The 22,133-nt window shown below is 62.9% G+C and carries 20 protein-coding genes; 5 read left to right on the top strand and 15 right to left on the bottom strand.

All coding sequences use genetic code 11. The features are described 5' to 3' along the window. Window positions 1-18: 18 nt before the first annotated feature. From ACSBQV_RS19575 to fdnG, 10 genes are all read right to left on the bottom strand, one after another. Window positions 19-294: a type II toxin-antitoxin system RelE/ParE family toxin gene (locus tag ACSBQV_RS19575; RefSeq protein ID WP_033652296.1), complete on the bottom strand. Its 276-nt coding sequence runs from the start codon at window positions 292-294 to the stop codon at window positions 19-21. Further along, a complete protein-coding gene (locus ACSBQV_RS19570) occupies window positions 294-554 on the bottom strand; it encodes a CopG family ribbon-helix-helix protein (protein ID WP_033639076.1) in 261 nt (86 codons plus the stop codon). Before ACSBQV_RS19570 ends, ACSBQV_RS19575 begins: the two co-directional genes overlap by 1 nt. A gap of 82 nt (window positions 555-636) precedes the next feature. Further along, the gene (gene selB / locus ACSBQV_RS19565) at window positions 637-2,478 is read right to left on the bottom strand and encodes a selenocysteine-specific translation elongation factor (protein ID WP_099782486.1); all 1,842 of its coding nucleotides are present in this window, start codon (window positions 2,476-2,478) and stop codon (window positions 637-639) included. Further along, window positions 2,475-3,869, bottom strand: a complete 1,395-nt coding sequence (gene selA, locus ACSBQV_RS19560; protein ID WP_099782487.1) for an L-seryl-tRNA(Sec) selenium transferase — start codon at window positions 3,867-3,869, stop codon at window positions 2,475-2,477. Before selA ends, selB begins: the two co-directional genes overlap by 4 nt. A gap of 69 nt (window positions 3,870-3,938) precedes the next feature. Then, window positions 3,939-4,544, bottom strand: a complete 606-nt coding sequence (locus tag ACSBQV_RS19555; RefSeq protein ID WP_069100544.1) for a glutathione S-transferase — start codon at window positions 4,542-4,544, stop codon at window positions 3,939-3,941. Between the two features lie 40 nt (window positions 4,545-4,584). Then, the gene (locus ACSBQV_RS19550) at window positions 4,585-5,235 is read right to left on the bottom strand and encodes a DcrB-related protein (protein WP_033645112.1); all 651 of its coding nucleotides are present in this window, start codon (window positions 5,233-5,235) and stop codon (window positions 4,585-4,587) included. A gap of 114 nt (window positions 5,236-5,349) precedes the next feature. After that, window positions 5,350-6,279, bottom strand: coding sequence for a formate dehydrogenase accessory protein FdhE (fdhE, locus tag ACSBQV_RS19545; protein WP_099782488.1), 930 nt, complete (start codon window positions 6,277-6,279; stop codon window positions 5,350-5,352). Next, entirely contained in the window at window positions 6,279-6,914 is a 636-nt protein-coding gene (fdoI, locus tag ACSBQV_RS19540) for a formate dehydrogenase cytochrome b556 subunit (RefSeq protein ID WP_004934017.1), read from the bottom strand. The genes fdhE and fdoI overlap by 1 nt, the downstream gene beginning before the upstream one ends. Beyond that, complete coding sequence (gene fdxH, locus ACSBQV_RS19535; protein ID WP_004934014.1) at window positions 6,911-7,813, bottom strand: formate dehydrogenase subunit beta; 903 nt, start codon at window positions 7,811-7,813, stop codon at window positions 6,911-6,913. The genes fdoI and fdxH overlap by 4 nt, the downstream gene beginning before the upstream one ends. Before the next feature lie 12 nt (window positions 7,814-7,825). Continuing rightward, complete coding sequence (gene fdnG, locus ACSBQV_RS19530) at window positions 7,826-10,873, bottom strand: formate dehydrogenase-N subunit alpha (RefSeq protein ID WP_099794354.1); 3,048 nt, start codon at window positions 10,871-10,873, stop codon at window positions 7,826-7,828. 427 nt (window positions 10,874-11,300) lie between these two features. Here fdnG and sodA point away from each other — a divergent pair, with 427 nt between their 5' ends. The 4 genes from sodA (at window position 11,301) to ACSBQV_RS19510 (ending at window position 15,627) form a co-directional block, all read left to right on the top strand. Continuing rightward, window positions 11,301-11,921: a superoxide dismutase [Mn] gene (sodA, locus tag ACSBQV_RS19525; RefSeq protein ID WP_004934003.1), complete on the top strand. Its 621-nt coding sequence runs from the start codon at window positions 11,301-11,303 to the stop codon at window positions 11,919-11,921. Window positions 11,922-12,046: 125 nt separating this feature from the next. After that, entirely contained in the window at window positions 12,047-13,975 is a 1,929-nt protein-coding gene (locus ACSBQV_RS19520; protein WP_099782490.1) for a methyl-accepting chemotaxis protein, read from the top strand. Window positions 13,976-14,074: 99 nt separating this feature from the next. Beyond that, complete coding sequence (gene yiiM, locus ACSBQV_RS19515) at window positions 14,075-14,746, top strand: 6-hydroxyaminopurine reductase (RefSeq protein ID WP_033645117.1); 672 nt, start codon at window positions 14,075-14,077, stop codon at window positions 14,744-14,746. Between the two features lie 101 nt (window positions 14,747-14,847). Further along, window positions 14,848-15,627: a class I SAM-dependent methyltransferase gene (locus ACSBQV_RS19510; protein WP_099782491.1), complete on the top strand. Its 780-nt coding sequence runs from the start codon at window positions 14,848-14,850 to the stop codon at window positions 15,625-15,627. Between the two features lie 11 nt (window positions 15,628-15,638). Here the strand turns inward: ACSBQV_RS19510 and ACSBQV_RS19505 are convergent, their stop codons facing one another. After that, the gene (locus tag ACSBQV_RS19505) at window positions 15,639-16,001 is read right to left on the bottom strand and encodes a YibL family ribosome-associated protein (protein ID WP_021504152.1); all 363 of its coding nucleotides are present in this window, start codon (window positions 15,999-16,001) and stop codon (window positions 15,639-15,641) included. Between the two features lie 73 nt (window positions 16,002-16,074). Further along, complete coding sequence (locus ACSBQV_RS19500; protein WP_033652304.1) at window positions 16,075-17,541, bottom strand: PLP-dependent aminotransferase family protein; 1,467 nt, start codon at window positions 17,539-17,541, stop codon at window positions 16,075-16,077. Window positions 17,542-17,689: 148 nt separating this feature from the next. Between ACSBQV_RS19500 and ACSBQV_RS19495 the strand changes: the two genes are divergently transcribed. Next, complete coding sequence (locus tag ACSBQV_RS19495; protein WP_033652305.1) at window positions 17,690-18,298, top strand: LysE family translocator; 609 nt, start codon at window positions 17,690-17,692, stop codon at window positions 18,296-18,298. Here the strand turns inward: ACSBQV_RS19495 and ACSBQV_RS19490 are convergent. From ACSBQV_RS19490 to ACSBQV_RS19480, 3 genes are all read right to left on the bottom strand, one after another. Beyond that, window positions 18,295-18,846 carry an MltR family transcriptional regulator gene (locus tag ACSBQV_RS19490; RefSeq protein ID WP_016929575.1) on the bottom strand — a complete coding sequence of 184 codons (552 nt, stop codon included), beginning with the start codon at window positions 18,844-18,846 and terminating at the stop codon, window positions 18,295-18,297. The genes ACSBQV_RS19495 and ACSBQV_RS19490 overlap by 4 nt on opposite strands. Before the next feature lie 94 nt (window positions 18,847-18,940). Then, window positions 18,941-20,086, bottom strand: coding sequence for a mannitol-1-phosphate 5-dehydrogenase (locus ACSBQV_RS19485; protein ID WP_099782492.1), 1,146 nt, complete (start codon window positions 20,084-20,086; stop codon window positions 18,941-18,943). A gap of 58 nt (window positions 20,087-20,144) precedes the next feature. Then, on the bottom strand, window positions 20,145-22,064 hold the full coding sequence (locus ACSBQV_RS19480) for a PTS mannitol transporter subunit IICBA (protein WP_042783401.1): 1,920 nt from the start codon (window positions 22,062-22,064) through the stop codon (window positions 20,145-20,147). Between the last annotated feature and the right edge of the window lie 69 nt (window positions 22,065-22,133).

The raw sequence follows: 22,133 nt of genomic DNA, 5'->3' as shown, positions 1-22,133 counted from the left end.
CGGGTAGGGGAATTCGGCCTATCGCTCTTCGCGGGTATGCCAAATACGCAGAACATAAATCGTTGCCGGCTGCACCTGGTAACGTATCTCATAACGGCCGACCAGAATACGCCTCACTTCCTGCGGTAAAAACTCGTCCAGTCTTTCACCCAGGCGAGGATTATCGAGCAACGCTTTAGGCGCGGCGACCAAGGCCTTCACCGAATTCGCTGCCGCAGTGCGGTTAGCCAAGGCAAGAAACTCAAACAAACGCGCCAAATCCGGTAGCGCCTTACTCGTCCATTTTAACTCCATCAGCGCGGTACCGGCAGCGGCTCGTCACTGTCCAGGCTGGCCGCCCAGGCTTCTACCGACTCATGATCGATAACGTTTTGCTGTTCGACATCGGCCAGCGCCGCCAGCGTTAACCGACGGCGCTCTTCCTCTTGCTCAAGCCAGGCGGCGAGGGCTTGCTTCACTATCCATCCCCGTGAGCGTTCAAGTTTGGCGGCCATTTCATCCACCTTTTCAGCCAAAGGCAGCGGGACATGAGCGGTGATGACTTTCGTATTCATCGTCTTGCTCCTCAGTACAATCAATATCAATCAAAGTGATTAAAGCTGATTACACCGCCATCAGAGAACAAAAAAAACGCAATCAGTTGCCGAACAGCCCGCCGTCTCTCAGCAGATGCTCGTTGCCCTTGCGGCGGGTAAAGCCGCTGCGATCGAAGAACTCCAGCACCTGGATCGCCAGCTTGCGGCCGACGCCGAGCCGATCGCGGAAATCGGCGGCGTTGGCGCCCCCGCGCTCCGCATCCAGCTCGCGGATCAGCGCCGCGAACTGATCGATGCGTCGGCTGAGGTAGTAGCGATCCACCACCACCGCCGTCACATGGCCCAGCTGAGCCGCCTTGCGCAGCAGCGCGCGCACCCGGCTCTCCTCTTCGCCCAGCTCACTCGCCAGATCGCGCACCCACCACGGCTCGTCGCCGAACAGCGGTTCGATGCGCGCCCACAGCGGCGCCTCTTCGGCGCTGAACGCCAGGCCGTGTTCCGGCAGGTGCAGCCAGCCGCGCGTATTGCGCAGCGCGCCGGCCTTCAGCAGCCGATCGATCATCATAAACACCAGCGTTTCCGGCTGCTGAGGCAGGGCCATGCGCCGCAGGCGGGCGCGCCCTAAGCCCAGCTGATCGGCGTGCTGTTGGTGATACTCCGCCAGCATCTGCAACAGGCGGCTTTCCGCCTGTTGCACCTGATCCTGCGCCAGCGCCCGGTCACCGACGATCAGCAGATCGCGGTTCGCCAGCAGTGCCGCCAGGCCGTCGTCGGTCAACTGACGCGCCCAGGCAAACGCCGCCAGCGACAGCGCGCCGTGCGGCAGCTCAAGCGCCAGCGCCTGCGCATCGTCTTGCGCCTGCGCCAGGGCCTGCAGCCAGGTCAGGTAGCTCGGCTGGCGCTTGCCGCGCTTGGGCGCGCTCAGCCTGAGCACCCGGGCCGCGCCCAGCGTTTGCCGCGCGCCGATATCGCGCAGCACCAGCCGATCGTTCTGTGCCAACCACAGCGGACGATCGAGGATCAGTTCCGCCAGCCCGTCGTTCAATAGCGAAATGCGCCCGGTGATGTGGCTGGCGGCATGGTGCAGATGCAGCGGCTGCCAATGGCGGATCGGCCGATCCGTCTCAAGCGCCACCAGAATGCGTTCCGCCGCCTCCGGCGGGCGCTGCGCCAGCAGCCAATCGCCGCGCGCGATCCGGTCTTTATCGACATCGCCGCTGATGTTAAGCGCGATGCGTTGCCCGGCCTGCGCCTGTTCCACGGTCTGATTCTGGGCATGCAGGCCGCGCACCCGCACCGGCGCGTCGGCGCCGGTCAGCCACAGCGTATCCCCCACCTTCACCCGGCCGCCGAGCGCGGTGCCGGTCACCACCAGCCCCGTCCCTTTGACGCTGAACGCACGGTCTACCGCCAGACGAAAACGGCGCGTCAGCGCATGCTCGCCGGGCGACAGCGCCAGCAAATGCGCGCGCAGCGCCTCAATGCCCTCGCCCGCCGCCGCCGCGGTGACAAACAGCGGCGCATCGGGCCAGCCCTGGCGCGCCAGCTCGTCGCGCACCTGAACGCGCACCTCATCGATACGTACCGCCTCCACCCGGTCGGCCTTGGTCAGCGCCACCGTCAACGCCGGGCGCCCGCTCAGGCGCAGGATCGCCAGATGCTCGCGGGTCTGCGCCATCACACCATCGTCGCAGGCCACCACCAGCAGCGCATGGTCAATGCCGCCGACGCCCGCCAGCATATTGGCGAGGAATTTTTCGTGGCCGGGCACGTCGATAAAGCCCAGCACCCGGCCGTCCGGCTGCGGCCAATAGGCGTAGCCCAGATCGATGGTCATGCCGCGGCGCTTTTCTTCCGGCAGGCGATCCGCGTTGATCCCGGAGATCGCCTGCAGCAGAGTGGTTTTGCCATGATCGACATGGCCGGCGGTGGCGATGATCATGATGCGCTCAACGCGTCGATCAGCGCCCCTTCCTGTTCCAGACAGCGCAGATCCAGCCACAGCCGGCCGTCGCCAAGGCGGCCGATCACCGGCTGCGGCAGGCGGCGCCAGCGTTCAGCCAGCGCTTCCAGCGTGGCGCCGCGGCCGTCGCGCGGCGTGAAGGTCAGCGCATAGCTGGGCAGGCGATCCACCGGCAGCGAACCGCTGCCAATCTGCGACCAGCACGGTTCGGCGCGCAGCTCGAAATCGGCGGTGAACCGTGACGTCAACGCCGTCAGCAGCCGCTCGGCCGCCTGTTGCATCTCCTGCTGCGGGCGGGTCAGCAGCCGCAGCGTCGGCAGCTGCTCAGCCAGTTTTTCCGGCTGCAAATAAAGCCGCAGCGTGGCCTCCAGGGCCGCCAGCGTCAGCTTGCCGACGCGCAGCGCGCGCTTGAGCGGGTGCTGCTGCAGGCGCGCGATCAGTGCCTTTTTGCCGACGATGATGCCGGCTTGCGGGCCGCCCAGCAGCTTATCGCCGGAGAACGTCACCAGATCGACGCCGGCGGCCAGCAACCGCTGCGGCATCGGTTCGGCGGGCAGGCCGTACTGCGCCATATCGATCAGCGAGCCGCTGCCCAGATCGGTGGCGGTCGGCACGCCCTGTTCGGCCCCGAGCAGCGCCAGTTCGGCCTCATCGACCGCCGCGGTAAAGCCCTGAATGCTGTAGTTGCTGGTGTGCACTTTCATCAACAGGCCGGTCTGCTCGTTGATGGCCTGGCGGTAATCCTTCAGATGGGTGCGGTTGGTGGTGCCGACCTCAACCAATTGACAGCCTGCCTGGCGCATCACGTCGGGAATGCGGAACGCGCCGCCGATCTCCACCAGCTCGCCGCGCGACACCACCACCTCTTTGCCGGGGGCGATCGCCGCCAGCATCAGCAGCACCGCCGCCGCGTTGTTATTGACGATGCAGGCGTCTTCCGCGCCGGTCAGCCGGCACAGCAGACTCGCCACCGCCCGATCGCGATGGCCGCGCCCGGCGCCGTCCAGATCGTACTCCAGCGTCACCGCCTCCCCCATCACCGCGCTCACCGCATCCTGCACCGGCTGCGCCAGCAGGGCGCGCCCGAGGTTGGTGTGCAGCACAGTGCCGCTGAGGTTGAACACCGGCAATAACGCCGGGCGTTGCTGCCGGGCCAGCTCGGCCCGCAGCGCCTGCGGCCAGTCGCCGCACCAGGCCGGTAAACGTTGCTGCTGTTTTATCGCGTCGCGCGCCTCGGCCTGCAGCCGGCGCAGCAGTTCGCCGATCAGCGTCTGGCCATGCTGCGCCACCAGCGGTTCAATCGCGGGTTCACGCAGCAGGCGGTCGATGGCGGGCAGTTGGCTGTAAAGAAGGTGGGATTCAGTGCTCATGGTCGCTCGGTTTTCAGTTTAGACGTATCGGCATAGCAAAACCCCGCCGCGGCGGGGAGAAAAGAACGTTCAGGGCGGCGCCGTGCGGGCGAAACTTTCGCGGGCGAACAGGCGTTCGGCCAGCTTGACCAGCGCCGGACGTTGGACGCACCAGTTGGGCAGGATGCGGCGGAAATTCAGGTAGCCCAGCGCGCAGCCGGTGGCGATATCCGCCAGCGTCAGCCGCTCGGCATTGAGCCACGTTTTTTCCTGCGCCAACGCCTCCAGCGCATCCAGACCGTGCGTCAGCTTGTCACGCTGGCGCAGCATCCAGTTTTCGTCCTGCTTTTCCGGCGCGCGCCGGCTTTCGCGATACAGCGTCGCCGCCGCTTCGGTCACGCCGTCCGCCAGCGCCGCCACCTGGCGGACGCGCAGCGCTGCGGCGCGATCGGCCGGCAAAAACGCCGGCTCCACCGTCAGCAGTTCGAGGTATTCGGCCACGATCGGCGAGTCGTAAAACACCTCGCCGTCATCGGCGATCAGCACCGGCACTTTGCCGAGCGGGTTCTGCTCCTTCACCCGGCTGCCGGGCTCATACGGCGGATCGTTGACGAATTCAAACGCGATCCCCTTCTCCAGCAGCATCACGGAAATCTTGCGCACAAAGGGGCTGGTGTAACTGCCGATAAGCTTCATCCGGTCTCCTCCGCTTCGTCCTGGCCGCGGCGCAATGCCCTTACTTCACCGCCAGAGTATCGATAATCCGCTGCACCAGCGCCTGATGCACTTCCGGCGTTTTGGCCGGCGACAGCATTTGCAGCGTTACCACCCGTTTGTTGAACACCGTCAACACCAGGGTGGACACCACCTTTTGGCCGTTGACGGTCTGCTCGGTATCCACCCGGCGAAACTTCTGTTTGCCGACGGTGAAGTTCTCTTCTTTGGTGGTCTGGATATTCTGATAGCGCTCGGCCAGCACCGTAATGGCGCTCTGCGTCAGCTCTTTCAGCATTTTGTCGCTGGTATTGATCTTCATGCCGTCCGGCGGGATCACTTCGGACGAAACCGCGCTCTGGCGCGACTTGCCGTCGAGGAAGCGCTGGATGGTGGAGGTGCTGTCATTGACGATGCCGCTGTTCAGCGTTTGATCGCTAAAGCCCGGCGGCAACTCGAAGGTGATCTTGCCCTTCTGCAGCGACACGTTCAGCCCCGGCGGCGCGGGTGGGGCCTCTACCGGCGCAGGCGGCGGCGGTGGCGCGGGCTGCGTCACGGTCGGCTTGGTGTCCGGTGGCGGCACCGCCGGTTTGGTGTCGTCCTTGTTGTCGCAGGCCGCCAGTCCGATCGCCAGCACGGCGACCGCGGTCAGTTTTGCCAGGGTGTTTAACATCGTGGTTCCTTTCGCTTGGCGCGTCATGGCCTAAACGTAGCAACTCGCCCGGGCGAATGCCAGAAGCCCGTTCTGAAATTGCTTGTCCGGCCCCGCGCGAACGGGGCCGGGCGGTTACTCCGCCGGGAACAGGAACGGATTGATGCTGCTGCGGCCGAAGCCTTCCTCTTCCATGCGGGCGTCCAGCACCAGCGAAGCCAGATCGTCGGCCACCGCTTCGACCTGCGGGTCTTTTTCCTGATAGAGGATCTTCAGGTAAGTGCCGCAGTCGCCGCAGCTTTCCGCCTTCACCGCCGCCTGCTCGCTGCCCAGCGACCAGTAGTTGAGATCGCGGGTCTGCTCGCAGTTGCTGCACTTCACCCGCACCACGTGCCATTCGCTTTCGCACAGGTTGCAGTGCAGGTAGCGTAGGCCGTTGACGGTGCCGATATGCACCATGCTGGAAACCGGGATGCTGCCGCACACCGGGCAGAACTGGCGCTGCTCGCCGTATTCGGCGCGCGCCTTGCCGGGGATCAGGCTGGCCATCTGCGCCCAATAGAGCGACAGTGCGGCCCAGAGGAACGGCGCCTTCTCGCTGCCCACCTTGCCGAACTCGCGGTTGAGCAAGGCGTCGGCCATCAGCTCCAGCTCGTGCGCCGAGGCCTTCTCCAGGTTGTCCAGCACCACCAGAATGTGTTCCGGCGCCTGCGGACGCAGCTCGGCGATCAGCGACGTCAACAGCTTGCGCCAGTGCTCGCTGCGCGGGAACACGCTCAGATCGAGCGGCGGTTTGCCGCTGGCGGCGCCCTGCACCAACGCTTCACTCAGATCGAGCTGCAGCGGGTTATCGTGCAACGCATGCTGCTGCGCCTGCGCCAGCTCGGCGGCAAAGTTCAGGTAGTCGCCCAGCGGGTTGTCGACCGCCAGCTGACGCAGACGATCGGCGCGGCGGCTGTACAGGCTTTTCAGGTTGGCGAAAAGTAACGGCGGGATGTTCTCCGCCGTTGTGGACTTCTCACGCTGTGCCCCTAACTGCTCTTTAGGAACGATGCGGATACTCATCAGGGTTTATCTTCCTGTCGTTTCTCGCGGACCTCACGGTACCAGCGCGGATGATGTTTCTTGGCCCAGGCCGCCGGTACCCAGCCTTCCACCATCGCGGTAATGGTGCCTTTTACCCACAATGCGGCGTAAATGTGCACCATAATCACGATGATAAGGCCGACCGCGGCCAGCGAATGCACCAGCAGCGCGATGCGGATCAGCGGGATGGAGAACGACGGCGCAAAATACGGCCGCCAGATCACCACGCCGCTGGCCAGCAGCAGCACCAGGCTGATAATCGCCGCCCAGAACACGCACTTCTGGCCGAAATTATAGCGCCCGGTATCACCCACTTCCTCGTTCATGGCGATTTTGTGGATGTTCTTGGCCCAGACGATATCTTCCCGGTTGATCAGGTTATGCTTCCAGTAGCGCAGGAACATCAGCAGGAACGCGGCGAACATGATGACCCCGACAAACGGGTGCAGAATGCGCGCCAGCTGCGGCGTCCCGAAGATGTTCATCAGCCAGTTGAAGGAGGGGAAGAAGAACCCCAGCCCGCTGATGGCGGCGAACACGAAGCAGAACGCCACTATCCAGTGGTTGATGCGCTCCGGCGCGCTGTAACGCTGAATGGGCTTTTCCTTTCTCATTTGCGCGTCTCCTCGTCGTGCGACTCGTCGTGCTCGTCCTCATCCTCGACGCGGTTAGGCCCGACGCCGACATAGTGGAACACGCTGGCCGCGAAGGTGGCGGCAAAGCCGATGGCCGCCAGGGGTTTCCACACGCCCTTCCAGAAGGTCACCGCCGGGCTGATGCTCGGGTTGTCCGGCAAACCGTGGTACAGCTGCGGTTTGTCGGCGTGGTGCAACACGTACATCACGTGCGTGCCGCCCACCCCCGCCGGATCGTACAGACCGGCGTTCTGGTAGCCGCGGGTGTTCAGCTCGCTGACGCGATCCGCCGCCACCTGCTTCATCGCTTCCTTGGTGCCGAAGTGAATGGCGCCGGTAGGGCAGGTTTTCACGCAGGCCGGTTCCTGCCCGACGTCCACGCGGTCGACGCACAGGGTGCACTTGTACACCCGGTTGTCGTCCTTGTTCATGCGCGGCACGTCGAACGGGCAGCCGGCGATGCAGTAGCCGCAGCCGATGCAGTGCTCGGACTGGAAGTCGACGATGCCGTTGGCGTACTGAATGATCGCGCCTTCCGACGGGCAGGCCTTCAGGCAGCCCGGATCGGCGCAGTGCATGCAGCCATCCTTGCGGATCAGCCATTCCAGCTTGCCGTTTTCCTCCACCTCGGAGAAGCGCATCACCGTCCACGACTTGGCGGTCAGATCGGCGGGGTTATCGTACACCCCGACGTTGTGCCCCACTTCGTCGCGGATGTCGTTCCATTCGGAACAGGCCACCTGACAGGCTTTGCAGCCGATACAGGTGGTGACATCGATCAGTTTGGCCACTTCTTCCTGGTGGTCACGGGCGCGCGGCGCCGGCGTGAAGCCATTGGTGGCGGATTTACGAATGATGTCTTGAGATTGCATGGCCATAATTCGTCTCCGTTACACCTTTTCCACGTTGACCAGGAACGCCTTGAACTCCGGCGTTTGCGTATTGGCGTCGCCGACGAACGGCGTCAGCGTGTTGGCGATAAAGCCTTTCTTCGCCACCCCTTCGTAACCCCAGTGAATCGGGATGCCGATGGTGTCGACTTCCTGGCCGTGCACCTGCAGCGTACGAATTCGCTTGGTCACCACCGCCTTGGCCTTGATGTAGCCGCGGTTGGAACTGACCTTCACGGTATCGCCCTGCTTGATGCCCTTCTTCTCCGCCAGCTTTTCGCCGATCTCCACGAACTGTTCCGGCTGGGCGATGGCGTTCAGCCGCGCGTGCTTGGTCCAGTAGTGGAAGTGCTCGGTCAGACGATAGGTGGTGCCGACGTAAGGGAACTTGTCGGATTTGCCCATCGCCGCCAGATCGTCCTTGAACACGCGCGCCGCCGGGTTGGACACCACGTTCGGGTGCAGCGGGTTGGTGCCGAGCGGCGTTTCGAACGGCTCGTAGTGTTCAGGGAACGGCCCTTCCGCCATCTTGTCGGTGGCGAACAGGCGGCCCATGCCTTCCGGCTGCATGATGAACGGCCCGACGTCGCTGCCCGGCGCAGCGGTGCTGTAGTCCGGGATATCGGCCCCGACCCACTTGGCGCCGTCCCACTCCAGCAGCTGGCGTTTCGGATCCCACGGTTTACCCTGCGGATCCGCCGAGGCGCGGTTGTACAGAATGCGGCGGTTGAGCGGCCATGCCCAGGCCCAGCCCAGCGTGTTGCCGAGGCCGGACGGATCGGCGTTGTCGCGCCGCGCCATCTGGTTGCCGGCCGGCGTCCAGCTGCCGGCGAAGATCCAGCAACCGCTGGCGGTGGTGCCGTCGTCGCGCAGCTGCGCGAACGAGCTGAGCAGCTCGCCTTTTTTCACCACCACTTTGCCGTCGGCATCCAGCAGATCCGCCAGCGCCTTGCCGTTGTTCTCCTGCGCCACCTCTTCCGGCGCCGGGTTGTCCGGCGTCAGGTAGTCCCAGCGCATGTTCAGCACCTGTTCCGGCACCGCGCCGCCGTCGCGCGCATACATCTCGCGCAGGCGGCTGAAGATGCCCGCCAGGATCTCGCCGTCGTTCAGCGCTTCACCCGGGGCGTCCGCGCCTTTCCAGTGCCACTGCAGCCAGCGGCCGGAGTTGACGATCGAGCCGTTCTCTTCGGCGAAGCAGGTGGACGGCAGGCGGAACACTTCGGTCTGGATCTGCGAGGAATCCACCTCGTTGAACTCGCCGTGGTTCTGCCAGAAGTTGGAGGTCTCGGTGTTCAACGGATCGATGGTCACCAGGAACTTCAGCTTGGACAGCGAAGCCACCACCTTGTTTTTGTTCGGGAACGACGCCACCGGGTTAAAGCCTTGGCAGAAGTAGCCGTTGACCTTGCCCTGCGACATCATCTCGAAGTACTGCAGCACGTCGTAGCCCTTGTCCCACTTCGGCAGCCAGTCAAAGCCCCAGCTGTTGTCCTTCTGCGCCTTGTCGCCGTAGAAGGTCTTCATCATGCTGACGAAGAATTTCGGGTAGTTGCCCCAGTAGTTCACCTGGCCCGGCAGCAGCGCTTTCGGCGTGTTGGCCTTCAGGTAGGTCTCGAGATCGGTCTGTTTCTCCGACGGCAGCGTCAGGTAGCCCGGCAGGCTCTGCGACAGCAGGCCGAGATCGGTCAACCCCTGGATGTTGGAGTGGCCGCGCAGCGCGTTGACGCCGCCGCCCGCCATGCCCATGTTGCCGAGCAGCAGCTGGATCATCGCCATGGTGCGGATGTTCTGCGCGCCGACCGAGTGCTGAGTCCAGCCCAGGGCGTACAGGAACGAAGCGGTCTTATCCGCGACGCAGGTTTCGGCGATGTATTCGCACACCTTGAGGAAATCGTCCTTCGGCGTGCCGCAGATGTTGGTCACCACGTCAGGCGTGTAGCGGCTCACGTGCTGCTTCAGCAGGTTCCACACGCAGCGCGGATCCTGCAACGTGACGTCGCGCTTGGCGAAGCCGTTCTCGTCGAACTGGTAGTTCCAGGTGGTTTTGTCGTACCTGCGGTTTTCCGCGTCGTAGCCGCTGAACAAGCCGTCTTCGAAGGCAAAGTCTTCCCGCACCAGCAGGCTGGCGTTGGTGTAGGCCTCGACGTACTCGCGGTTAAACTTGTTGTTGGTCATCAGATACAGCAACACGCCCGACAGGAAAGCAATGTCGGTCCCGGAGCGGATCGGCGTGTAGAAGTCCGCCACCGATGCGGTTCGGGTAAAGCGCGGATCGATCACGATCAGCTTGGCATTGTTGTGTATTTTGGCTTCCATCGCCCAGCGGAACCCCACCGGATGCGCTTCCGCCGCATTACCGCCCATGACGATAATCAAATTCGCGTTCTTGATATCAACCCAGTGGTTGGTCATCGCACCGCGACCAAATGTTGGAGCAAGACTTGCTACCGTTGGTCCGTGTCAGACACGCGCCTGGTTGTCTACGGCAAGCATGCCGAGAGCGCGACTAAATTTTTGCGACAGAAAACCGGTTTCGTTGCTGGCGGCCGAGGCGCACAGCATGCCGGTAGTCAGCCAACGGTTGACGGTAACGCCCTGGTCGTTGGTTTTGATGAAGTTAGCGTCACGGTCTTCTTTCACCAGCTTGGCGATGCGGGTAAAGGCGTCGTCCCAGCTGATGCGCTGCCATTTGTCCGACCCCGGCGCCCGGTATTCCGGGTACTTGAGGCGGCTTTCGCTGTGGATAAAGTCAACCAGGCCAGCGCCTTTCGGGCAAAGCGCGCCGCGGTTTACCGGGTGATCCGGATCCCCTTCGATATGGAAAATGCTTTCTTTGGCGTTTTTGGCGCCATCACCAAGGCTGTACATCAACAGCCCACAGCCGACGGAACAATACGTACAGGTATTACGGGTCTCGCGGGCGCGCAGCAGTTTGTACTGCCGGGTTTCCGCCAATGCCACTTCGGGGGCAAAGCCCAGCGCGGCTACCGTCGTTCCTGCCATACCGCCAGCGCAGATCTTAAAGAACTGCCTTCTGCTGACCTGCATGGGGGTCTCCTTTACTCTCGATTGTCACATTGTTCAAATGGCGCTCCTCGCCAAAACGGCGGAGCGCTAATGTCACTGTTGTTATGCTGATACGCGACGCGGCGATATTACCACAGCGTGCTTGTGGTTGTTACACACTCGTGCTCATTCAGTGAACGCATTGGCACATTTCGATACATTTCGGCGTCGCAGCAGGCTCGGCGCTCTCTACAGTATAGAGAGTAACCAACGCATCGGCGCCAAGGCATGAAGAGGCGCTCAAGGCTTCTTTTCTATCAGTATGTTAACGCAGCGATTTGTTCATTAACCACACAGTAAGCAGGGCATTGATAATCATTTTCAATATCATTTAATTAACTATAATGATCCGACTGCTTACGCGGTGCTCGCCCTTTGCGCCGCCCATACACCACTGGAGATGATGATTATGAGTTATTCACTGCCATCCCTGCCGTACGCTTACGACGCACTGGAACCGCATTTCGACAAGCAGACGATGGAAATCCATCACACCAAACACCACCAGACCTACGTCAACAACGCCAACACCGTGCTGGAAGCCTACCCTGAGCTGGCCAAATACAGCGTTGAAGAGCTGATCCAGGATCTGGATAAAGTGCCTGCCGACAAACGCACCTTCATGCGCAACAACGCCGGCGGCCACGCCAACCACAGCTTCTTCTGGAAAAACCTGAAAACCGGCACCACGCTGGGCGGCGATCTGAAAGCGGCCATCGAGCGCGATTTCGGCAGCGTTGAGAAATTCCAGGAAGAGTTCGAGAAAGCCGCAGCCACCCGCTTCGGTTCCGGTTGGGCCTGGCTGGTGCTGAAAGACGGCAAACTGGCCGTGGTGTCTACCGCTAACCAGGACAGCCCGCTGATGGGCGAAGCCGTCGCCGGCGCTTCCGGTTTCCCAATCATCGGTCTGGACGTGTGGGAACACGCTTACTACCTGAAATATCAGAACAAACGCCCTGACTACATCAAGGCGTTCTGGAACGTGGTCAACTGGGACGAAGCGGCCGCACGCTTCGCCGCGAAGAAGTAATTCGCCCCCGTTGATGAAGATGCCCGCCACCGGCGGGTATTTTTTTGCCTGAAATCCGCTAAAGTTTGACCACTTCTTGCCGATGGTTTGTTCAATTGACGTTCGCCCGGAGAAGGAAAAACGCTATGGCGGCATTGCAAGCATTGGCAGGAAAGTTCACCCATCTCACCGTAGGTAAAAAGCTCGGCCTCGGCTTCGCGCTGTTGCTGCTGTTGGCGGTCGTCATCGCCGGCACCGGGGCGCAATACCTGCACATCATCGAATCCCGCGCCGATCGCATCGACTTCAGCAACCGGCTGAACGAGGAGATCAACCAGGCCAAATACAACCGCGCCATGTACGGCCAGACCTACCAGCCGGAGTATCTGCAGAACAACCGCGCCAATATCGATAACGCCGTCAAACTGATAGACCAGGGGCAGGCGCTGGACTGGGACGCCCAAAGCCGCAAGGACCTGCAGCGCCTGGTGACGCTGATCGGGGAATATCAGCAGCAGCAAAAAATCTTTGAGCAGGCGGTCTCAGCGAAAGACGCGGTGCGCCAGAGCTGGAACATGTCGGAAGTGCAGGCCAGCCTGAGCCAGGTGGAGCGCCAGCTGACCAACGGCGATCTGCAGCTGGCCTTCATTCAACTGAACCAGAAGCTGACTCAGGTGCGCTACGGCGCGCGCGGCCTGCTGCTGAGCCTAAACAAGGAAACCGAAGCGCCGCTGATGGCGGCCATCGACGACGCGCGCGACGCGGCCAACGCCTTGAGCCGCCGGGTCAGCGACGCGCAGCGCCCGCAGCTGCAACCGCTGCTGGCCGCCCTGGACGATTACAAAAACCGTATCGCGGCCTACCTGCCGGCCTATGAGCACGAGCAGCAGATCAGCCGGCAACTCGGTGAACGCGCGCATGAGATCGGCACGCTGGTGAACGCCTTTATGCAGGACGAACTGGCGCAGACGCGCAGCAACATCAACCTGGCGCAGCTGCAGATGGGCATCACCACCCTGATCGCGATTATCGCCGGGGTGCTTATCGCCTGGCGCATCACGCTGCAGATCACTCGTCCGCTGCACAGCACACTGGCGATGGCGGAACGCATCGCCGGCGGCGATCTGCGCCAGGCGCAGACCAGCACCCGCCGCGATGAGTTGGGGCAATTGCTGAACGCGGTGGCGGCGATGAGCCAAAATCTGCGCACCATGATTGAGAAGATCCAGATGGGGGTCAGCCAGGTCTCCACCGCCTCCGCGGAAATCGCCGCCGGCAACACCGATCTCTCCTCCCGCACCGAACAGCAGGCGGCGGCGGTCGAAGAAACCGCCGCCAGCATGGAACAGCTGACCGCCACGGTGAAACAGAACGCCGACAACGCCCATCACGCCAATCAGCTGGCCACCGACGCCTCACAGACCGCGCAACAGGGCGGCAAGCTGGTGGAGAACGTGGTCAGCACCATGCGCGATATCTCCAGCAGTTCGCAGCGTATCGCCGAAATTACTACCCTGATCAACGGCATTGCCTTCCAGACCAACATCCTGGCGCTCAACGCCGCGGTGGAAGCGGCGCGCGCCGGCGAACAGGGACGCGGCTTCTCGGTGGTCGCCAGCGAAGTGCGCAGCCTGGCGAGCCGCAGCGCCCAAGCGGCCAAGGAGATCGAAGGGCTGATCGCCGAATCGGTCAGCCGGGTGAAAACCGGCACCGAACTGGTGGAAAGCACCGGCAATACCATGGAGCAGATCGTCCGCTCGGTTACCCACGTGCGCGACATCATGGCCGAGATCGCCGCCGCCTCCGATGAACAGACGCGCGGCATCGCCCAGATTGGCCAGGCGATCGTCGAAATGGATCACACCACCCAGCAGAACGCCGCGCTGGTGGAAGAGTCCGCCGCCGCCGCCGATTCGCTGGAAGAGCAAGCCGACATGCTGTTGCAGAGCGTTTCGGTGTTCCGTTTGGCGGAGCAGACCGAACCCGCCGCCGTGAAAGCCGCCGCGCCGAAAGCGCCGGCCGTAAAACCCGCGGCCGCCAACGCCGCAGCGGAAGAGAACTGGACCACCTTCTGACGCCCCGCCGCCCGCCCGACGATTTTCGGGCGGGTTGTTATGTCTCCCCGGCACAACTCAGGCTATGCTGAGCCCTCGACGCGAGACACGGAGGCGCACATGCATCACCCAGACGTTTACATCGGCAGCATCCAACCCTATGAAGGCGGGCGCCCCAGCGCCATCGCCAAACGCCAGGTGGATGGCGCCATCCGGCTCACGCCGCTCGGCCTGGAAGGCGACGAACAGGCCGAAAAAAGCTACCACGGCGGGCCGGACCGCGCGCTGTGCCACTACCCGCGCGAGCATTATGCCCACTGGCGCGAGCAGTTTCCGGCGCAGGCCGAGCAATTTTGCGCCCCGGCCTTCGGCGAGAATATCTCCACTGAAGGGCTGACCGAACACAATGTGTTTATGGGCGACATCTTCCGCTGGGGCGAGGCGCTGATCCAGGTCACCCAGCCGCGCTCGCCGTGCTTCAAGCTTAATTATCACTTCGCCATCGAGGACATTTCGGTGCTGATGCAGCAAAGCGGCCGCTGCGGCTGGCTGTATCGGGTGGTGTCGCCGGGCGCGGTCAGCGGCGATCGTCCGCTGGCGCTGGCGGCGCGCAACAGCGATGTGTCGGTGGCCGAAGCCATCGCCATCGCCTGGCACATGCCGTTCGATGCGGAACAGTATCGCCGCCTGTTGGCGGTGGCCGGCCTCTCCGCCAGCTGGAGCAAGACCATGCTCACGCGGCTCGCCGAAGGGCGCCTTGAGGATTTCAACCGCCGCCTGCTCGGCCATTGAAAGCGCGGGCGGAAAAATGAAAAACGTGCGCCGAATGCCGCGTTAACCCTTTTCTTCCGCCTATACTGTAGCCGCACGTTTTTTCAGCCAGGAGCCAGGTTATGACCACCCCGACCCATTCGATTCATCACGCCGCCGCCGAGGGCTATCAGGCCAATGCCGATCGCTATGTGAAAGGCCGGCCGGATTACCCGCCGGAAATCGCCGCCTGGCTGCGTGACGTCATCGGCCTGCACGCCGGCATGACGGTCATCGATCTCGGCGCCGGCACCGGCAAGTTCACCCCGCGCCTGCTGGAAACCGGCGCGCAGGTGATCGCCGTCGAACCGGTGCCGCAAATGCTGGAAAAACTGTCGGCGGCGCTGCCGCAGGTGAAAACGCTGGCGGGCACCGCCGACGCGATCCCGCTACCGGACGAGTCGGTGGATGCCGTGGTGTGCGCCCAGTCCTTCCATTGGTTCGCCACGCCGCAGGCGCTGGCGGAAATCCAGCGCATTCTCAAGCCCGGCGGCAAACTCGGCCTGGTGTGGAACATGCGCGATGCGCGCGTCGGCTGGGTGCGTAAACTGAATCAGATCGTCGATAGCCACGAAGGCGATGCGCCGCGTTTCTATACCGGCGAATGGCGCAAGTTCTTCCCGTTCAAAGGCTTTGAACCGCTGCAGGAGCAGGTGTTTATGCTGGGCCACCGCGGCGCGGTGGAGGACGTGATCTACAACCGCGTGCGTTCAACCAGCTTTATCGCCGCGCTGCCGCAGGTGCAACAGGAGCAGGTTATCGATCGGTTGCGCCAACTGGTGGCGGAAGAAGAGGAACTGCGGGGCAAGGACACGGTCACCGTGCCCTATCAGACCAAGGCGTATTTCACCACCAAGGTCTGACGCCCGGGGATTCAGAACGCTTTCTTGGCGTAGCCGGTGACCGCTTTCAGGCCCATCTCGCGGCCCAGCGCGGTCATCGGGTGCACGACGATCAGCCCGCGCGCGCTTTTCTTCAGCGCGCCCATATCGGCCTGCTCTTTCTTGGTGATCTCGCGGCTGAACGGCAGCTGGCTCAGCTTCTGCGCTTCGGCGCTCAGCTTCTCGCCGCGCACGTTTTTCAGGCGCTCGATCTCCGTCGCCAGCTTCTCTTTTTCTTTGGTGTGCTGCGCGATCAACTCAGGATTGCCCTGTTGAATCACGGTGGCGTCTTTGTGGTTCAAGGCGTCCAGCAGGTCGCTCAGGCGCTTAATCTCTGCCTTTTCTTTCTCTTTCATGGTCTCTGGCCCGTTGTGCCCAAAATGGCACGCTAATCAATGATACCGGCATTGTAGCAAAAGGCGCGCGCCGTTACCCGTCCTGCGCAATGCCGGGCGGCAGGCCGCTCATCTCGCAGGCCCTGGCGCCGAGCCGAGCCAGCGCCTGGGTGTAGCGCGCGTTGAACGGGTAGCAGCAGGAGAGCCGCAGCGCGTTGCGGTAGCGCCCGCTCGGGGAATACAGGGTGCCCGGCGTCAAACAGATCTGCTCCTCCAGCAGCTGATGGAACAGCGCCACGCTGTCCACGCCGGGAGGGAATTCGACCCAGAACACGAAGCCGCCCGCCGGCTGCGTCGCCAGCGTGCCGCGCGGGAAATGCCGGGCGATCAGCGCCCTCGCCTCGTCGACCTGCGCCGCATAGCGCTTGCGCAGGTTGCGCAAATGGTGATCGTAGCCGCCGCTCTCCAGGAAGGTCGCCAGCGTTTCCGACAGCAGCTGCGACTCGGACATCGACGACACCGCCTTCAGCTTGCGCAACGCCTCGTGAAAACGGCCGCCGCAGATCCAGCCGACGCGAAAATCCGGCGCCAGCGTTTTGGTAAAGCTGGAGCAAAACAGCACCCAGCCGTCGCGATCGAACGCCTTCACCGCCGGCGACAGCGCGCCGCCGAACTGGATCTCGGCATACAGCCCGTCTTCAATCAACGGCACCTGATGATCGTTCATCAGCCGCGCCAGCCGCTTTTTCGCGGCCAGCGGCATGGTGCAACCCAGCGGGTTTTGCACCGTCGGCATGGCGATCACCGCATTCAGCCGCTTCTCGTTCAGCAGCAGCTCCAGCGCGTCCAGCGACAGCCCCAGCTGGGGATCGGTAGGGATTTCCAGCGCTTTCAGCCCCAGGCTGGCCAGCAGCGGCAGCAGATAAAAGTAGGTCGGTGACTCCAGCCCGACGCAGTCGCCCGGTTTGGTGGTGACGCGCAGCGCCAGCTGCAGCGCCTCCATGCAGCCGTGGGTCAACACCACGTCGCCCGGCTCCAACAGCATGCCGAGCGTCATTGAGCGGCGGGCGATCTGCTGACGCAGCCGCAGGCTGCCGGGCGGCAACGGATATTGTCCGATCAGACCCGGCTGGCGGCGCAGTTGGGAAGACAGCATGCGCCCCAGTTTGCCGCCGGGATAGAAATCGCTGGTCTGCGGGCAGGCCAGCGCAATGTTGGTGAAGGCCGGGTTCTGCTGGGCGGCGAACACCGTATCGATCAACGCCAGCACGTCGTCCGCCGGCGGCTCGATGCGGCCGCTGGGCGCCGAGGCCATCTTCAGCGCCGGCAGCGTGCTGCGGACATAAAACCCCGACTGCGGCCGCGCTTCGATCAGCCCGCGATCCTCCAGCGTGCGGTAAGCCGACACCACGGTATTGATGCTGACGCGATGGGTTTGCGCACAGCGCCGCACCGAAGGCAAGCGATCGCCGGGCTGCAGCGTGCCGCGGCGAATGGCTTCGGCCAGCGTATCCGCCAGCTGCAGGTAACGGGTATCCGGGGTTTCATCGAGCAGGGTCACAGTTTCTCTCCAGGCAATGGGTACAGTTTACATTTCATACAACTGTAACCATGACAATATCCGATTTGTGATTCTGTCACCATCCCATCGCAGCGATTATGCTGATCCTCTCGTTATTACAGTCATTTTCACGTTCAAGGAACCTGCCATGCTGGACTCCGCCTTTGTCAGCTACGTCACCGTCATGTCGATCACCCCCGGCCCCAACAACCTGCTGCTGGCCTCGTCGGGCGTTAACTTCGGCCTGCGCCGCACCCTGCCGATGCTGTTCGGCATCTGCGTCGGTTGTGCGGTGCAGCTGGCGATCATTATCCCGCTGCTGGCGCTGGCGCTGAGCTGGGCCGGCGTCATCCGCCTGCCGCTGGCGGTGATCGGCTGCGCCTATCTGCTGTGGCTGTCATGGAAGCTGTTTCAGGCGGCCTCGCCGGACGCCAAAGAGCAGGCGCAGCCGATGAGCCTGCTCAGCGGCGCGCTGTTTCAGGCGGTCAACCCCAAGGCCTGGCTGATGGTGATCAACGTGGCGATCCTGTTCACCCCGCGCGAAGGCGCCACCTTTGTCCATACGCTGTCTATCATCGCCGGTTTCGCGCTGCTGAACTTGCCGTGCGTGCTGCTGTGGGCGGTGCTGGGCGACCGCTTGCGCAACGCGCTGCGGGTCACCTGGAAGCTGCGCGCCTTCAACGGCGTGATGTCCGGGCTGATGGCCGCCACCGCGCTGTGGTTGCTGTTCGACGAATGGCGCGCGGCCTTCGCTTAGCCGCGGCCGAGAGGAGAGAGTCGGGAAGGTTGTTTGGCGCCGATGCCGGCGATCAGGTCGGTAATGGACAGCACCATGGTGGAGCGCACCATCTGCTGATAGCGCTGGCGCTGCATGGCGATCAGCGCTTCATCCGCCTCACCCGGCTGCAGGAAGGTCGGCACCGGCGGCAGCGCGGCCACGCAGTGCAGCTCGCCGAACGGCCCGAGGATTTCGTCGTCAACGAAGCGGTATTCCGAACCGTCGTGGTTCAGCTCTTCGCGCATCGCCATCAGCAGCTCGGCGTCTTCATATTCGTGGCGGGAGATCACCCCCAGCCCGTACATCAGCTTCAGGCGTACCGACAGCTCCCCCAGCGGGCCGCTGCCGGACAATAGTGGTTCGACGGCGTATTTCACCGCATAGTCGTCCTTGCGGAATACCTGCACCACCAGCACGTTGAGCGCTTCCGCCAGCAGCTCTACCGCCGCGATCAGGAAGCTGCGCACCGTTTTGCCCGCGTTCAGCTTTTCCAGAACCTGGTTTTCAAATGCCTGTGCTTCTTCCATCGTCGCTTTTCGAAAGGCGTGGGGAGGGCCGTCGATGCCGAACTCGGGTTGCAGGAGCGCAGCAAGCTGCGCTCGGGTGTTCATCATCACGATTCTACTTGTGCATGGCGTTATACACAGCAACGGCCTCTTCTACAACCTCGCTTTCCGCCGGCAGGCCGGAAATTTGCGCCAGCGCGGCTTTCGGCCCGAGCGTGTTCAGCAGTTCCGCCAGTTCCTGCGCCTGCGGATCCTGTTCGCTGCGGTAGCTCATGGCGGCGGCGATGCCCTGGATCAGGTTGGCATGCGGCAGGCCGTATTCCAGCGTGCCCAGCAGCGGTTTGATCAGGCGATCGCCGGCGCTCAGTTTGCGCAGCGGCTGGCGCCCTACGCGCTCGACGTCGTCGTGCAGATACGGATTTTCAAAGCGGCCGAGGATTTTGTTGATGTAGGCGGCATGCTTGTCGGCGTCGAAGCCGTAACGCTTGATCAGCACCGCGCCGCTCTCTTCCATCGCCCCTTTCACCACGCGGCGGATCGCCGGCTCGAGAATGGCGTCGCGAATGGTTTGCAGCCCGGCCCGTTGGCCGAGGTAGGCGGTGATGGCGTGGCCGGTGTTAAGGGTGAACAGCTTGCGCTCGACGAACGCCATCAGGTTGTCGGTCAGTTCCATGCCGGCGATCGCCGGAGGCTGGCCTTTAAACTGCGTCTGATCGACGATCCATTCGCTGAAGGTTTCCACCGTCACTTCCAGCGGATCGCTGCTGTCCGCCGGCGGCACAATGCGGTCGACCGCCGAATCGACGAAGCCGACGTGCTGTTCAACCCATGCCTGCTCGTCCTGCGGCAGCGCGGCGAACACGTGCTGCTTCAGCTGGCTGGTGCCGCGCACCATGTTCTCGCAGGCGATGATGTTCAGCGGCTGCACATTGCCCTGCTGATGGCGCAGCACCAGCCCTTTGGCGATCGTGCCGGCGATTTTGGCGAGAATTTGCGGGCCAACGGCGGTGGTCACCAGATCCGCCTCGGCGATCAGCGCCGCCGCGGCCTCGCTGCCGCTGTTGACGGCGCTGACGTTGTTGACGCGCTCCACGCGCTCTTGCTCGCCCACCACGTGCACCGAGTAGCTTTTTCGGCTGTTCAGCAGATCCAGCACCGTTTGATTGACGTCGGCGAAGGTCACCTCAATCCCCGCGTCCGCCAGCAGCTTGCCGATAAAACCACGGCCGATATTCCCTGCGCCAAAATGTAATGCTTTCATAACTCTACCTTCTTAATGTCGAAGGGTGCAGCAAGCTGCACCCTTTAAAATGATTCCGTTATCCGGCTTTTTTGCCGCCGAGCAGGTCCAGCACTTCCTGAACGCTGGTGGTATTCGCCAGCCGCTCGATCACGCTCTCGTCATCCAGCGCGTTGGTCAGGCTGGTGATCACCTGAATATGCTCGTTGTTGCGCGCGGCGATGCCGATCACCAGACGGGCCACTTCATCCTCTTCATCGCCGAAGCGCACGCCCTGCGGGTACTGACAGAACACCACGCCGGTGCGCAGCACCCGGTCTTTGGCCTCGATGGTGCCGTGCGGCACGGCGATCGACTCGCCCAGGTAAGTGGAGGTGAGCTTTTCGCGCTCCAGCATCGCCGGCACGTATTCCGCCTCGACGTAGCCGCCCTTCACCAGCTGCTCGCCGGCGAAGCGGATCGCCTGCTCTTTGTCGCTGGCCTGCAGATTGAGGAACACGTTGCTCTCGCTCAGCTTGAACAGGTTCGGTTCCCCGGCTTCAAAGCTGTCGTCCAGCGCGCCCAGCACCTTCTGCTGGTTGTCGGTGGTTTTGTTGACCGCCACCAAACGCTCGACCAGATCGCTGTACAGCTTGCTGTCGAGGAAGTTGGTCAGCGAGATGTGCTGGGCCTGCGGTGCATGGCGCATCGCGCGCTCGGTCAGATCGCGGTGGGTGATCACCAGATCCACGTCGTCCGGCAGGCTGTTGATGGCGCTGTTGGTCACCGAGATGTTCTTCAGCCCAGCGTCGGCCACTTTCTTGCGCAGCACCCCGGCGCCCATGGCGCTGGAACCCATGCCCGCATCGCAGGCGACGATGATTTTGCGGACGGTGCTCAGATCGCCGTCGACCGATGCCGGCGCCGCCGCGCCGCCTTTGGACTGCGATTTCATCTCTTGCATGCGACGGGTCGCGGCTTCCAGATCGTCATCCTCTTTCACCTTGGAGGTTTTCAGCAGGAAAGCGGATACCACGAAGGAGACGGCGAAGGCTGCGCATACCGCCGCAATGTTGGCGAAGTAAGCGCCTTTCGGCGTCATCGCCAGCACCGCCAAAATCGAACCCGGGGAAGCCGGAGAAACCAGGCCGCCGTTCAGCATCGTCAGGGTGAATACGCCGGTCATGCCGCCCAGGATCACCGCCAGCAGCAAGCGTGGGTTCATCAGCACGTAGGGGAAGTAGATTTCGTGGATGCCGCCCAGGAAGTGAATGATCGCCGCACCGCCGGCGGATTGCTTGGCGCTGCCGCGGCCGAAGAACATGTAGGCCATCAGCACGCCCATGCCCGGGCCTGGGTTGGCTTCTATCAGGAAGAACACCGATTTGCCGGCTTCCGTGGCCTGCTGAATACCCAGCGGCGAGAAGATGCCGTGGTTGATGGCGTTGTTCAGGAACAGGATTTTCGCCGGTTCAACGAAGATGGAGGCCAGTGGCAGCAGGTTGTTCGTCACCATCACGTGCACGCCCGCGGCCAACAGTTTGGAGAGCACCTCCACCAGCGGCCCGATGCCCAGGAAGGCCAGGATCGCCAGCAGCATGCCGATGATGCCGGCGGAGAAATTGTTCACCAGCATTTCAAAGCCGCTTTTGATCTTGCCGTCCACCCAGCGATCGAAATGCTTGATGGCCCAACCGCCCAGCGGGCCGGCGATCATCGCGCCGAGGAACATCGGCATGTCGGCGCCGACGATGACGCCCATGGTGGTGATGGCGCCGACCACGCCGCCGCGATCGCCGCCCACCAGCCGCCCGCCGGTGTAGCCGATCAGCAGCGGCAGCAGGTAGGTGATCATCGGGCCGACCAGCTTGGCCAAGGTCTCATTCGGCAGCCAGCCGGTTGGAATGAATAGCGCGGTGATAATCCCCCAGGCGATAAAGGCGCCGATGTTGGGCATCACCATGTTGCTCAGGAAGCGGCCAAAGTTTTGCACTTTAACCTTGATGTCTGGTGAAAACATAAAACACACCCCTATTGTTACGCGCTGACAATAGAGCGCGTGATTATTGTTGTGACGATCCAGCCTTGT

Source organism: Serratia sp. B501, from assembly GCF_051172315.1.
Taxonomy (GTDB): Bacteria; Pseudomonadota; Gammaproteobacteria; order Enterobacterales; family Enterobacteriaceae; genus Serratia; species Serratia ureilytica.
Note: the sequence above shows the minus strand (reverse complement) of the source record. Positions and strands in the feature narration are given on the sequence as shown.